This window comes from Myroides sp. C15-4 (assembly GCF_050522745.1).
Lineage (GTDB): Bacteria > Bacteroidota > Bacteroidia > Flavobacteriales > Flavobacteriaceae > Flavobacterium.
This window is the reverse complement of the sequence record NZ_JBMVQX010000005.1, coordinates 120,256-134,503: the sequence shown is the minus strand read 5'-3', so window position 1 is coordinate 134,503 and position 14,248 is coordinate 120,256. Positions and strand designations below refer to the sequence as shown.

Here is a 14,248-nt window from a genome sequence, read left to right as displayed (position 1 = left end):
ATGCGTTTGAAAAGAAAACACAAGATCATATTGCTTGTACTTACCTTAGGAATAGTACTATACAGTTCGAGTCAATGGATTATCAACTATCTATTGGATCAATACTTACCTGAAATAATCAAAGAAAAAAATGATTCTCCCTATGACTTGGCATACCAATCGGTTCACTATTCTTTAGCGGAGCGTAAACTGACTGTAAAGGGAGTTGAAATCTATCCAAAGGTAGCCTCATCAACAGATTCAATTTCTTATATCAAGGGACACATCAAACAAATCAAGATTCAACAGGTGGCGATTTGGAATTTAATCAAGCGACACAATTTAAGCGCTCAATCCATTGCGATTATCCAGCCCGACATCGAGGTCTTTCAAAACAAAGTCGTTCAAGATACCTTGAAAGAGGATCAATCACAATTTATCAAATCCATTGATATTCAAGAAATCCTTGTCAAACAGGCGCATGTAGCTATTCACGATGCGGTTCAAGACTTGCGCATACAAGAAATTTACAATTTCAATGCTGAACTCAACGGCATTCATATGGGGGTAGAAACCCAAGACAAGCCAATTCCCTTTACCTATAAAGATTATGCGATATCCTCTGATTCGATGTACAGCATAATCCACAACAATCACCGCTTGAAAATAGGCGCGATTAAAATTAGTCAAGATCAAATTAGTACATCAAACTTATCGCTACAACCGCTACTGGATCTAAAGGAAAAAAGTGACTTACCTCCTCGTCTACTGTCCATTGAAGCACCTGCACTGGTATTTAAAGGAACAGACTGGGGGTATAAAAATAAAATGGAGTTCTATTTACACATTGATTCCATACAAACCCCTGGGGTAACCTTAACCGTAAAAGAGAATACAAACTCATTGATAAAACCCAAAGAGAAAGCAATAAAATCACCCAAGCTCTTGCCTTTTGATCTCAGCATTACCAAGATTTCTGTAGGAGACATTCAGCTAAATTCCCTTGAACAATGGATTGTTGAACAAGGCGAACTGGTACTACAGCAGATCGAAAACAAAGCACAAGAGCAGCTACACGTTGCTTCCATTCACATCAATAGTCCAAAAATTAAACAACAACAGCAACAAAAAAATAAAAAAACAAAAAGCCCACAACCAAGCATACACGTTGATGATTTGGTTCAGATTGACACCTTAGCCATACACCAAGGTAGCTTTACCTCAACAAAAGGGCAGAACAAGGAACTCGTCTTGCAAACAAAAGCCATTGAAGCCGCTATTGAAAACATTCGCATCGATGCGCAAACCCTAGCAGAAACAGTTCCCTTTACGTATCGTGGTTTATCGTTTTCATCTGAGGATATTCAATGGAATACGGGTCGATTCTACGACGTCAAAATAGGCAAGATTCAAGGAAAAAATACGGCATTAACCTGTAGTGATTTTGAACTACTCCCCAAATATGGTCGCAAGAAAATGGTGAGTATGTTTAAGTATGCTGATGATATTTTCACCATCAAAACCAAATCCATTGTCTTGGATAATTACAACTGGGGTTTTGACAAGCAAGCGGTACTCTTTTTTAAAGCCGATCAAATTCGCTTAGATCAGATTCAAGCCAATATTTTCCGCGATAAGACCCCAACCTTTAACATGAGTATCAAACCGTTGTTTAGCAAAAAACTACGCGAAATTCCCTTTACCTTAGCTGTTCAAAAAGTGCAAATCGCGAATTCTACCTTGGAATATGAAGAATACGATGCCAAGGCAGTTGCTCCAGGTAAATTGACCTTTGGTAGTTTTAATGCCACCATCCAAAACGTATATAGCGGTTATCAACAAACCCAATTGCCAACCACGACAATTGCTGTGGATGCGCGTTTTATGAATGCGGCACCACTGCATGTCGATTGGTCATTCAATATTTTAAACCGAAACGATGCTTTTCACATTAGCGGAACCATACAAAACTTCCCTGCTACAGCTATGCAACCGTTTTTGCAACCCTATGTCAAAGCCTCTACGGAAGGAAACTTAGATTTAGTCAAGTTTAATTTTTCTGGAAATAACAAAGTTGCTACAGGAACTTTTGCCATGAATTACCATGATTTAAAAGTAAATTTATATCGTAAAAATGGCGAGAAGAAGAGAAAAATACTCTCCAAAGTCGGCAATTGGTTTATTCACAAAAATTCTGCAGGCGAACTCAAACAAGTTGAGATAAAAAAGGTAAATCGAATAGAAGAGAAGTCTTTTTTCAATTACCTTTGGCTATGTATTTTACAAGGTCTAAAACAAACCATTTTATAACACACGCACCTATGAAAACAGTTTTTATCACAGGAGCTTCTTCAGGAATTGGACAAGCGACAGCCAAAGCATTAGCACCCAATCACCGTTTAATCCTGTGTGGAAGAAGAAAAGAACGCTTAGAAGCCTTAGCACAAGAGCTTCAAGCAACAACAGAAACCCACATCCTAACCTTTGATGTTCGCAATAAAACAGAAGTATTTCAAGCGGTAGATCGCTTGCCTGATACGTGGAAAAAAATCGATATTCTAATTAATAATGCAGGAAATGCACATGGCTTATCTTCTTTTCAAGACGCAGCATTAGAAGATTTAGAAGCGATGATCGACATCAATGTAAAAGGATTAATCTATGTTACTAAAGCCGTTTTACCCTTACTATTAGCACACAATGAAGGGGGGCATATTGTCAATCTTTCTTCCATTGCTGGTAAAGAAACCTATGCCAATGGTGCAGTATACTGTGCATCCAAAGCAGCGGTTGAATCGATTTCAGCTGGTTTGCGTATCGATCTAAATGCAAGGGGAATCAAAGTGACCAATGTAGCGCCTGGCGCAGTAGAAACAGAATTCTCTGTCATTCGCTTCAAAGGAGACCAATCAAAAGCAGATCAGGTATATAAAGGATATCAACCCTTACACCCAGAAGACATTGCACAGGCAATCGCCTATGCAGTGAATCAACCCGAACACGTACAACTTGCTGATATGACCATCTTCCCAAAAGCCCAAGCTAGCGGAACAACTTTCAACAGAAAGTCAGAATAGTGTAAACCGCGTTAAATAAAGCATTTTATGAAACACTTCTATGCAATTAGTCTCTTTATTGGACTTCATTGCGCCTTTAGTTTATCTCTTCAAGCTCGTGAAACAAAGATAACTTGGAAAGACAATCTAATCCCCCTAATGGGAACCGTGTCAGATACAGTCTTTATCGACTTAAAAAACGATCCAGACTTTAAATTTGTCACTAATTTACGCTGGTTTCAAGATCCTGAACTTGCCCTTTTTGGGATCAAAACAAATACAGGTAGTCTGTATATTGAGCCACTATTTCACCAAATCGAATCATTTGTTGACAATATTTCGATCGTGACTTTCGAAGATTTTCAAGGAGCAATTAACGATAAAGGAGAAATCGTCATCCCTTACATATACGAAGAGCTACAAACCAGTAGCGAAGAACGCATAGCCTTTTATGAAGGCGGTTTATGGGGGTTCTTTTCTACCTCAGGGGATAAAGTCATTCCTGCTACCTATGAATTTGTAGGTAATTTTTCGGAAGGATTAGCCTTGGCTTCTAAAGATAATTTATTTGGTTACATCAATAAACAAGGAAAGGTAATTATTCCCTTCCAATATGAATATGCCAGTAACTTTGAAAATGGTCAAGCCCAAGTTGAAGTAAAATTTCGCGCTTTTACCATTAATAAAAAAGGAATGAAAATTAGTGATTAGTGAGTGGTGAATGGTGAGCGCGCGCACCCTAATGAATAAAATAGGAAATGGGAGAAGGGAAATTAGAGCAGAGTATACAATACTCCTTTCTCATTTCTCTCCTCCCATTTCCATTAACAACTAACCAAAACATTCGTCTGTTTATAGTCCATCAAACTTTATTCCCAGTGTAAACCATCTACCGGGCATAGGTACTGCTCCTGCTTCGATATAGGTTGTGTCAAATATATTCTGAGCATCTATATAAAATTTCACCTTTTCCAAGGCATAATTTAGACGAATATCTGTAATCCAATAACTTTTATACGTCAATCGTTCATTGAAGCGATTGGCTACGGTTACACTAAATGCATCCTTGGTATAGTTTACCGTCCCCACCACTTGATGCTTTAGACTTTCCAAGGAATATTTAGATAGCATTCCTCCCGCTTTATTTTCAATCGTCGGTGATAAATAGGTATACGACAGTCCTAAATTCCAAAGCGAAGTATCCGTTCCAAGGCGATAGCGAATGGCGGTATTCATTCCTTTTGTTTTATTTTTTGACGCATTATAGGGTTGATAAGGCTGATTAGTATCCTCTCGAATCCAATCGACAAAATCATCAATATCGCGATAAAAAACAAAAGCTTCCGCTTGGAATCTGTTCTTTCTATATTTTCCTCCTACCTCTACTTGATAAGCCTTTTCAGGCGTTAGGTCCGGATTTCCGATATTACCTGGGCGTTGATCCAAATAAAGATCTGTAAAAGACGGTATTCTACTTGCCGTTCCTGCATTGAACGTAGCTTGCCAGTGCGAATTGAAATTATAGCTCGCATCAATACCTGGAAACACTTCCCACCCATATTGCGTATTATAGTTGACATAGGCTCCTAGATTCACATCTAATTTCTCAAACCATTCGCGTTGAAAAGCAGCAAAAAAACCATAATTGCTCTTGCTGTGATCACCAATATTGGTGGAATTTATTTCTTCATAGCGCATTTCCCCACCAAAGGTATATTTTCCGTAATCTGCACGATACTCTCCGTTGAGATTGGAAGTAATTCCATGCGTGTAATGTCTACTTCTAGCTACATCCAATTTATTGCGCAAATAGCGATAATCATCAAAATTATAACGGTAGGCCAAACTTGGCATTAAAGTAAATCGATCAGATAGATAATGGCGTGAACTAAGATTAAACAGTGTTGTACTTACAATTTCTTGTGATTCCTTATCCCCTGGTGCGGCATAAAAGCCATTAGCCCCAAAAGAACTAGTCGCATGACCTGCCAAAATCATCACTGTATTGTTTTCATTGGGTACGATATTCCCCTGATAAAACACCTTGTTGTTGTGATAGGCTGTATTATAGCGATATCCATTTCCCGAATCATGACTTCCAAACAACAGGTGATTATCCTTAGCACGAACCAGGGTACCTCCCAATTGAATACCGCGGTTATTATAGGTTTCCCCATGGTCATCCTCTTTGTCCTTTTTAAAACTCGTACCACCATACACAGCAGCAAATACACCATCCTTTTTTGGGTTTTTCGTCACAATATTAACAACTCCTGTCAAACTGTTAATTCCATACAGTCGAGCAGAAGGCCCACGAACAATTTCTATGCGTTCTACCGCTTCTAACGGAATGGGAATATTCAAAGAATTGTGTCCCGTTTGGGGATCCGAAATTTTCTGCCCATTTAACAACAGTATATTTTGTTCAAAACTTCCTCCGTCAATACTCAAATCCGCTTGTGTTCCATTAGGTCCGCGTTGTCTCAAATCAACACCTGCCACAAAACTCAACAATTCGTGAACAGAACTCACAGGTAATTGTTTAATTTGGTCTTGTCCAACAATCGTGATATTTCGATTTTTTAACGTACTAGGAAGTTGTAAACGTTGATTGTAGATTACAATTTCATCCATTTCATCGTCAACAGTGGTACTACTTTTTTCTTGCGCTTGTCCTGTCACAGATAAAAAGCTACAAAACAAGAAGGTTGCATAAAATTTTCGCTTCATAAAATAATCGGGATACTTCATTCGTTTTTCATTTGTATGATGCAAAAGTATAAGAGCGCTATCTCCCTGTTCTAGTCCAGTTTAAATATAGTAACTCCTCCGGTTTTTTTATTCCAAAAATTTTAACTTATTCTCCTCATTTTATGAGTTATACAAAAAAATCAAATACACTATCCGCTTTCCATATTAATTATTTTCATTATTTTTGACATATAAAATTGCTATATGATAAAAAAGATGCTACTCCCAGCAGTATTGTTAACCTGTGCGCTCTCCTCATGCAACGAGAAAAGCAAACAGGCCATGCGAGTCATTTACGGCGAAAACCCTGAAGTGGAAGCCCTGCTCGAAGTTCCTGATATTCAATTTGATTCCTTGCAAACAAGTGAGCTCAAAGAAGATGTGCGATTGTTTTACAAGACTAACAACTACCATTTGGGCTGGTTTAATGAACTAAATAGACAACAGCTCTTGGAAAGTCTACAGGAACTTAAATTAGATGGAATTAACGTTGCAACCAAAGATTTACATCAACTTGTCGATTTAGATGCCACCTATGATAAGCTTGAAGAAGGTGAAAAAATTCAAGCGGATTTTCTATTTTCTACGATGTATGTCAATACCTTAAACAATCTATACAATGGAAGTGTAAAGGCGAAGCGAATCTATGGCGATTGGGAAATCACGCCAAAACCGCTCAATACAAGTGCAACCTTACTCCTAGCATTAGAACACAAAAACATTACGCTAACGTATGACAGTATTCGAACCAAACAGCCCGTTTACACCCAGTTAAGAAACAAGCTATCGTCCTATTATGCCTTAGAAAAGGACAGTCTAAAACCCTTTAAGCAAGCGAAAATAAACGATACCATTCCCGAGCTCATTGCCCTTAAAAAACACTTGATCTTTTTAAATCAATTGGCAGATAGTATCGAATCCAATGCGATTTATACCAAAACCATAGCCCAATCGATCAAGGCATTTCAACAAAAGAAAAAATTAAATGCCACAGGGTATTCGGATACCAAAACCATTGCAGCCATCTTGCAAGATGAAAATACACTAAAAGAAAAGCTTATTGTCAATTTAGAACGTTGGAGATGGTTTCCACGCGAGTTTTCAGACAATTATATTTTAGTGAATATCCCTGCTTTTAGTTTAGTTTCTGTATCCAAACAAGATACGATTCAGCAACACAAGGTGGTGGTCGGAACGACGGCTCGAAAAACGCCAATCTTAAGTTCAACCTTAACCAACGTTGTACTCAACCCGACTTGGACGGTGCCTCCAACAATTAAGAAAAATGACCTTGTGCCCAAAGCCAGTAATGATCTCTCTTATTTTTCGAGGCTTAATTTTACGATTTATGACAGTCAAGGAAAGGTGGTAAGCCCTGAGAATTGGGATGCGAGCAAAGGAACTTCCTATCGCTATGTCCAAAAAGGAGGACCTGGTAATACTTTAGGTCGTGTGAAATTTATGTTTACCAATAACCACGCCGTTTACTTACACGATACACCAAGTCAATGGGGATTTGCTCGTAATGATCGAAACTTAAGCTCAGGTTGTGTTCGCGTTCAAGATCCTTTTGATTTAACCGCTTATATTTTTGCTCAAGCAGAAAAGAACCTCAGCAAAGAAGACGTAGAAAAAATCATTGAATCAAAAGAAACCAAAAGTGTTTCTGTAAGCAATAATCCCATTGATGTACACTTGTTGTATTGGACCGTACAAATTGATGCTCACGGAGCCTTTACATACTTCAAAGACATTTATAAATACGATGAAGATCTCTATAAGCGCCTAAGCAAATAAGGTCTCCATAGGCTATAAAAAAGCCAGTAATTACAACTAATTACTGGCTTTTTATGTTTTTCTACCTGTAAGGAAATGGACACAATATTACACTTTATTGAGGTGAACTATTCCGCAAAAGTAAACGTTGCAGAAGTAGCTACGGAACCGCGCTTCCCTCTTTCACTTTCTTCCTCTTCAAAACTCAAAAAGGCTTCTACTTTCCCCTGGTGAACGTCGATGACTTGACTCACGGTAAATCCATCTGCTTCAATCCAACTCAGAAAAAAGACATGGTCGTTGATGCGTTTATAGCTGACTGTTTCCTCTCCTTCTGCAACTTCCCCCTCTTTGGTTACCGTTTTCCAATGCAAACGGTTTTCAGACTCATAGGTCATATAGGCCGTAAAATCAGGATAGGTTAAAATTCCTTTCTTGCCAATTAAGGTTACAGGCGCAAAGGATGATTCTTCTACTTCTGTTGTTGGAATACTTGTTGACTCTTGTTTCTGTGAACAAGAAAGTATCCCCATGGCTACCATGGCGAGTACTACCCCTTTTTTCATCATACTCTTTCGAATTAAAAAATAAATTATTTAGACTGTTTCTATTCAAAAGTACAACATAATCACTTTTTTCATTTCTTTTTTTATCCTTTATCAAAAAAAATGCCTGTCAAGTATAACTTTTGACAGGCATTTTTTTTCTATTACTCCTAGGAGTTTAGATCAAATATCTTGATTTCTTTAAGTAATCTTGTTGAGAAGAATAGATAAACAAACACGACTCATCCTTGATTAATTCGATTAATTCTCTATTTACTTCATTGGGAACAGCAGGACATCCGTAGCTTCTCCCTAATCTACCTTGTTTTACAGCCAAAGAAGGTGAAGCATAGTCAGCGCCATGTACTACAATAGCACGCGTTCTGGCGTTGTCATTGATTCCTTTTTCCAAACCATCCAAACGCAGTGAAAATCCATTACTTCCTTGGTAGGTTTCACCTGTTTTATAAAACCCCAAACTACTCATATGGGAATTGATGCGATTTGAAAAAGCCGTGGCAAATTCATCTCCTGTTCGTTTTCCGTGGGCAACTACGGATTCCAAAACAATAGCATTTTCCTCCATATCAATCACCCATAGTCGTTTTTGTGTAGATGAAACGCTAAAATCTACAATGGTCAATTTGTTGTTTTTTAACAAACCTTCTTCTTCCATCTTATAGTAGCCTTTCAAAGCCATGGTAAATACTTTCTCTGAAGGAGAATCAAACTCATTCAAATCCAAGGTCTGGTAAAGTGTATTTGCTTTCAAAGCAAATTGCTCCTCAGCCGTTAATTCTACTTTCTCTATATGTTCGACTTCTTGAACGTCTTCTGTTTTATCTGCTATATCAATATCCAACTGAAGGGATGAAATCTCAAATTGTATTGAATTTTTTGCAATACCTGCACCAACTAATACCAAAGCTGCTGAAGCTACTATCCACTGCTTATAATTCATGATTCAGTTTTTCTAAAAGGGGTTATTTATAATTACGAAGTCGTAAAAATAAAAAAATATTCTTACCAAACAAATGATTATCACACAACTAAGTAAATAATTGTGTTTTTTTTAATGAAATCCTTCAATTTAAGAAAATAAACTTTTCAAATAATCACAATAGGTCACACGGCAAAAGGAGTACAGTCCCCATACTTTTTCAATAAAATAAAATGCAGGAATCTACACTTGAACCCTAGGTGTTCAAAATACAATCTGTAAATTTGTCTTTAGAATAGAATCAAACCACTAAAAAATACAACTATGAATAAAAAAGTAATTTTAATGATACTCGATGGCTGGGGGAAAACACAAGACCCAAAAGTTTCGGCCATTGAACAAGCGCATACGCCTTTCATTGACAGCTTATACACCCAATATCCCAATACCTATGTATTAACGGATGGATTAAATGTAGGACTACCAGAAGGACAGATGGGGAATTCGGAAGTAGGCCACATGAACTTGGGTGCAGGTCGAATTGTCTACCAAGATTTAGTCAAAATCAATATGGCAGTTGAACATAAAACGATTGCTCAAGAACCTGAATTACAAGCTGCTTTTGCCTATGCCAAAGCAAATAATAAAAAAGTTCACTTCTTAGGCTTATTGTCTGATGGTGGTGTACACTCACACGAAAAACACCTATATGGATTAGTAGAAGCTGCAGTAGATTACGGCTTACAAGATCTATTTATTCACGCCTTTACCGATGGACGCGATGTTGACCCGAAATCGGGAGTCAAACACGTGGCTAAATTGACAGAGCACTTGGCGTATTCTCCTGCTAAACTAGCGTCTATTATTGGTCGATACTATGCAATGGATCGCGATAAACGCTGGGAACGCATTGCCAAAGCCTACCATCTCTTAGTGGAAGGAAAGGGAATTCACGCCACAGATGCTGTGAAGAGTATAGAAGCAAGCTATGCCAATGATATTACGGATGAGTTTATCGAACCAATAGTAATGGTTGACCATAACAATCATCCCGTTGGAAACATCGAAGCAGATGACGTGGTTATTTTCTTCAACTTCCGCACCGATCGCGGTCGAGAGTTAACACAAGTACTATCACAAGACAATTACCCTGAACACCATATGAAAGCCTTGCCGTTGTATTTTGTTACCCTGACGAACTACGACGATACATTTAGAAATGTACACGTGGTATACGACAAGGAAAATTTACACCAAACCCTAGGGGAAATCATTTCAAAAAATGGCAAGAAGCAAATTCGAATTGCAGAAACTGAAAAATACCCACACGTAACCTTCTTCTTTTCAGGAGGGAGAGAATTGCCTTTTGAAGGAGAACAACGCATTTTATGTCCTTCTCCCAAAGTAGCAACCTACGATTTACAACCAGAAATGAGTGCTTTTGATTTAAAAGATGCTTTAATTCCTGAATTGCAAAAAGGAGAAGTTGATTTCGTGTGTTTAAACTTTGCCAATGGCGATATGGTTGGGCATACAGGCGTAATGGAAGCGGCAATCAAAGCTTGTGAAGCGGTTGATCAATGCGTCAAAGAAGTGATTGAAGCTGCTTTGGCTAATGACTATACTACCATTGTACTAGCAGACCACGGAAACTGTGAAACCATGATCAATGAGGACGGTACGCCGAATACGGCACATACCACAAATCCAGTGCCGATTATTTTAGTTGACAAAGACATTAAAACCATCAACCACGGAATTTTAGGTGATCTTGCTCCAACAATTCTAAAATTGATGGGCTTGCCACAACCTGAAGAGATGACAAGACATTCGTTGGTATAAACAACGAAACCCGTGCGAAAGTGAGACAGGTTTTCTTTGGAATGAGTCCATTATGACTCCATAGTGACACCAGTAAATCAAGTCCTTCCTATAGACACACAATGGACACAGTATGCTCCCATTGTACTGACACTAAAACGATAAAATAAAGGTTGTCCGAAAAAGACAGCCTTTTTTTTCTATATTCGTATACTTACTAACCGTCTAAAAGACAAACCATGGCAAAATCACTCGCGCTTTTATCCTTACTACTTTTGTGTACCTCTTGTATACAAATTGCTGGACTTACCAGCGATTATAAAAAATTAGATCCAGCAGCTCACTCCCATATCAGTACCTATGAAGTTGGAAAAGACACCCTTCCCAATCATTTTTATACCATCACAGGAGAACAAATTCGCCAACAATTTGAACAACAAGAAAAAGTGTTAGTGTATCTATTTGCCAATGGTTGTAGTGGGCCTACCTGTTATCCCTTAGCTACGTTCAAACGATGGGCAGACGAAAATGGATATAAGATCTATTTTGTCGCTACGAGTTATAATAATCTGGGAGCTACCTATATTCAACAGCTGAATATGCCTTTGTATATTGTCAACCACAAAGCCTATAACTCCAATATGTATGGAAAATACAACAAGCGTTTCCGCCTCGATTTACTTCAAAATGAAGCAGATGCACAAGCGCTTGTCAAAGGCAACTATTCCGATCTCTTCGCTTTTGAAAATGGCAAGCTCACCCAACATACCCGTGACTTGTTACAACTAGAACCTAAATTCATCCAACCGTAACGATGTAAAGGTTTTTTTCGTTCTGTTTTTATTGCTTTTTCTTATGTCAGTATTATTTTATGCAATGTAAATTCTTAGTATAAACAAGTCTCTCTGCCTACCTTTACTTTAAACAAAAACAAAGAGACTTATGAAAATACTCGACCTCAAATTAGAAGCAAATAACTTAGATACAATTCTCGAATTTTACAGCGAAACCCTAGGGTTAAAAATTTTGGAACAAACGCCAACAGCACTTCGTTTTCAAGCAGGTGATACCCAACTGACTTTTATTGCTAAATCGACAACTAAGGCACAATATCACTTTGCCTTCAATATTGCGACCAATCACGTAAACCAAGCGATTGAATGGGCACAAACCACTGGTCTTATGCTGCTTCCTTCGCCTAAAGACGAAACCATTACCTATTTTGACACCTGGAAAGCCCAATCGATTTACTTCTGGGACAAGAATGGAAACCTCTTGGAGTTTATTGCACGAGAAGATACACAGATCCAAAAAGAAGTTCCCTTTACTCCAAAGGAAATGTTGAATATCAGCGAAATTGGATTGATTACGAAAAAACCAATTGCTACGGGAGAAGCGATTCAACAACAAATAGGAGTTGACTTCTTTTCCAAAGCCACACCTTTAGCTGAATTTTGTGCATTAGGAGATGACGACGGTTTGTTAATCCTTGTTACTCCAAACAGAACATGGTATCCTACGGATATTTTGGCCCAACGAAGCCCGGCTACCATCCAAGTAGAAGTGGAAGGACAACTGCATACGATTGAAACCTTAGATTGGGAGTAATACAACGATTTTGTTCCTCAAGAAGATAGAAATCGCGTATTTCTACAAAATCACTTTTTTTTGATTTTTTTGATTCGGTGGAATAGCGTAATTTTGTAGCTCTTAAATAAATAAAGTATGATCATTCCAAAAACTCTAGAACAAATTGAGTTGATGAGACAAAGTGCCCTATTAGTTTCTAAAACACTAGGGATGCTTGCAACAGAGCTAAAGCCAGGAGTAACGACTTTAGAATTAGACAGAAAAGCAGAAGAATTCATCAGAGATCACGGTGCAGTACCGGGATTTAAAGGACTATACGGATGCCCTTCAAGCATCTTAACCAGTGTGAACGAGCAAATTGTTCACGGATTACCTACAGACAAACCCATCGTAGAAGGTGATATCGTTTCGATTGACTGTGGTACGGTTATGAATGGATACTACGGGGATCATGCTTATACCTTTGAGGTAGGTGAAGTGGCTCCAGAAACGAAGCGTTTATTGCAAATCACCAAAGAATCACTATACGTAGGAATCCGCGAATTCAAATTAGGAAACCGCGTAGAGGATGTTGGAAGTGCTATTCAACGTTACTGTGAAAAAGAAGGCTATACCGTTGTTCGCGAATTAGTTGGACACGGATTAGGAACAAAAATGCACGAAGCTCCTGAGATGCCAAATTATGGTAAACCAGGTAGAGGAAAGAAATTCGTTGAAGGCATGGTGGTTGCTATCGAACCGATGATTAATCTAGGAACGAGAAACATCAAACAATTAAATGACGGATGGACAATCGTTACCCGCGATGGAAAACCTTCCGCTCACTTTGAGCACGATGTAGCTTTAGTAAACGGCAAGCCCGAGTTACTTTCTACCTTCCAATACATTTACCAAGCTTTGGGAATCCAAAGCAACGAAGAAGATGAGTTTAGAGCTAATCCTTTAGTTTTATAATTCACCCTCCCGAATGAAAAAACTTTTTAAAACAATACTGAACATTATACCTCGACCGATTTTAATTCGGTTGAGTTATGTTGTTCGACCGCTTTTTGCATGCTACCTCAAAGGCGATCGCTATACCGATCCAATTGACGGGAAGAGTTTTAAGAGTTTTTTACCTTACGGCTATGCAACACAGCGAAATAATGTATTATCCCCCAGTACCTTGTCTTTAGAAAGACATCGATTGTTGTGGTTGTACTTACAACGCGAAACTGATTTTTTCACTGCTCCACATCGCGTCTTACATTTTGCTCCAGAACAAGCCTTTTACAAACGCTTTAAAAAGCAAACAAACTTAACCTATACCACTACTGATTTAGAATCGCCTTTAGCGGACGTCAAAGCAGATATCTGCAACTTGCCTTTTGCTGATCATTCCTTTGATATTATTTTGTGTAACCACGTTTTGGAACACATTCCCGACGATACCAAAGCGATGCAAGAACTTTACCGGATTCTAAAACCTGGAGGCATGGGTATTTTTCAGGTTCCACAAGACTTGAAACGCCCAACGACCTTTCAAGATGACAGCATTACCGATCCAAAAGAACGCACCTTAATTTTTGGTCAGTATGATCATGTTCGCGTATATGGTTTGGACTACTTTGACAAATTACGTCAAATTGGTTTTACTGTTATTGAAGAAGATTACACCCAAAAGCTTTCTCCTGAAGAAATAGACCGTTATTGCTTGGCAGCAGGTGAAATTATCCCGGTTTGTTTCAAAGCAAACTAGTCCTTCCTTTCTCATTCTATCCGTTTTGCGTATCTTCGTACAACTATATTTT

Annotated in this window: 12 protein-coding genes; 9 read left to right on the top strand and 3 right to left on the bottom strand. The window is 38.3% G+C overall.

From position 1 onward, the window contains the following. Genes ACPDHL_RS04050 through ACPDHL_RS04040 form a run of 3 tightly spaced genes read left to right on the top strand, consistent with a single transcriptional unit; the run spans nt 1 to nt 3,746 of the window. A complete protein-coding gene (locus ACPDHL_RS04050; protein ID WP_430531520.1) occupies nt 1–2,289 on the top strand; it encodes a hypothetical protein in 2,289 nt (762 codons plus the stop codon). An 11-nt stretch (nt 2,290–2,300) separates the two neighbouring features. Next, a complete protein-coding gene (locus tag ACPDHL_RS04045; protein WP_430531519.1) occupies nt 2,301–3,056 on the top strand; it encodes an SDR family NAD(P)-dependent oxidoreductase in 756 nt (251 codons plus the stop codon). Between the two features lie 27 nt (nt 3,057–3,083). Beyond that, nucleotides 3,084–3,746, top strand: a complete 663-nt coding sequence (locus tag ACPDHL_RS04040) for a WG repeat-containing protein (protein WP_430531518.1) — start codon at nt 3,084–3,086, stop codon at nt 3,744–3,746. 141 nt (nt 3,747–3,887) lie between these two features. Here the strand turns inward: ACPDHL_RS04040 and ACPDHL_RS04035 are convergent, their stop codons facing one another. Beyond that, on the bottom strand, nt 3,888–5,765 hold the full coding sequence (locus ACPDHL_RS04035) for a TonB-dependent receptor plug domain-containing protein (RefSeq protein ID WP_430531550.1): 1,878 nt from the start codon (nt 5,763–5,765) through the stop codon (nt 3,888–3,890). 225 nt (nt 5,766–5,990) lie between these two features. On the opposite strand from ACPDHL_RS04035, the gene ACPDHL_RS04030 reads away from it, so the two are divergent. After that, a complete protein-coding gene (locus ACPDHL_RS04030) occupies nt 5,991–7,583 on the top strand; it encodes a L,D-transpeptidase family protein (protein ID WP_430531517.1) in 1,593 nt (530 codons plus the stop codon). 107 nt (nt 7,584–7,690) lie between these two features. On the opposite strand, the gene ACPDHL_RS04025 is transcribed toward ACPDHL_RS04030, so the two are convergent. Both ACPDHL_RS04025 and ACPDHL_RS04020 read right to left on the bottom strand, forming a co-directional pair. Continuing rightward, nucleotides 7,691–8,131 carry a MoaF-related domain-containing protein gene (locus tag ACPDHL_RS04025; protein WP_430531516.1) on the bottom strand — a complete coding sequence of 147 codons (441 nt, stop codon included), beginning with the start codon at nt 8,129–8,131 and terminating at the stop codon, nt 7,691–7,693. Between the two features lie 154 nt (nt 8,132–8,285). Continuing rightward, a complete protein-coding gene (locus ACPDHL_RS04020; RefSeq protein WP_430531515.1) occupies nt 8,286–9,068 on the bottom strand; it encodes a murein L,D-transpeptidase catalytic domain-containing protein in 783 nt (260 codons plus the stop codon). Nucleotides 9,069–9,371: 303 nt separating this feature from the next. Between ACPDHL_RS04020 and gpmI the strand changes: the two genes are divergently transcribed. From gpmI to ACPDHL_RS03995, 5 genes are all read left to right on the top strand, one after another. Continuing rightward, complete coding sequence (gene gpmI, locus ACPDHL_RS04015) at nt 9,372–10,889, top strand: 2,3-bisphosphoglycerate-independent phosphoglycerate mutase (protein ID WP_430531514.1); 1,518 nt, start codon at nt 9,372–9,374, stop codon at nt 10,887–10,889. 218 nt (nt 10,890–11,107) lie between these two features. Continuing rightward, nucleotides 11,108–11,680, top strand: coding sequence for a hypothetical protein (locus tag ACPDHL_RS04010; protein ID WP_430531513.1), 573 nt, complete (start codon nt 11,108–11,110; stop codon nt 11,678–11,680). A gap of 130 nt (nt 11,681–11,810) precedes the next feature. Then, nucleotides 11,811–12,476: a VOC family protein gene (locus ACPDHL_RS04005; RefSeq protein WP_430531512.1), complete on the top strand. Its 666-nt coding sequence runs from the start codon at nt 11,811–11,813 to the stop codon at nt 12,474–12,476. Between the two features lie 117 nt (nt 12,477–12,593). Further along, the gene (gene map / locus ACPDHL_RS04000; protein WP_430531511.1) at nt 12,594–13,412 is read left to right on the top strand and encodes a type I methionyl aminopeptidase; all 819 of its coding nucleotides are present in this window, start codon (nt 12,594–12,596) and stop codon (nt 13,410–13,412) included. A 13-nt stretch (nt 13,413–13,425) separates the two neighbouring features. Beyond that, nucleotides 13,426–14,196, top strand: coding sequence for a class I SAM-dependent methyltransferase (locus ACPDHL_RS03995; protein ID WP_430531510.1), 771 nt, complete (start codon nt 13,426–13,428; stop codon nt 14,194–14,196). Nucleotides 14,197–14,248 lie beyond the last annotated feature (52 nt).